Here is a 346-nt window from a genome sequence, read left to right as displayed (position 1 = left end):
ATTGTGACTCCTGGTAGAAATGGAAACCAAGCACCGTATTTGCCTTATAGTTGGACAAAGCTTTATTCAGTAAGTGGATGGACTGATGATGGAGATTCGGAATTTGATTATGGAGCCATTAAATTAAATGGATCTCCTGGAGATTATACAGGTTGGTTAGGATATAGAACTACTAATGTAGAGTCTCCAAAGGGGTTACTCGCAGTAGTTCCAGGGTATCCGTGTGATAAAGTAGGAAATGAAAAATATACTATGTGGACAGATTATGGACCAATCGAAGGCACTAGTCCTAGAATGTTAACATATAGGATGGACACTTATGGATGTCAAAGTGGAGCACCTGTAT

At 39.3% G+C, this 346-nt stretch carries 1 protein-coding gene; it reads left to right on the top strand.

Features of this window, described 5'->3' with window-relative positions; genetic code table 11:
- Window positions 1-346, top strand: a 346-nt coding sequence (locus ACSG5Z_RS29815) for a trypsin-like serine peptidase (RefSeq protein ID WP_435712742.1), incomplete at both ends; no start/stop codon positions are given.

The sequence above is a fragment of the Bacillus pretiosus genome (assembly GCF_051294775.1).
Classification (GTDB): domain Bacteria; phylum Bacillota; class Bacilli; order Bacillales; family Bacillaceae_G; genus Bacillus_A; species Bacillus_A wiedmannii.
The sequence above is the reverse complement of the archived record's forward strand: the minus strand, read 5'-3'. Positions and strand labels throughout refer to the sequence as shown.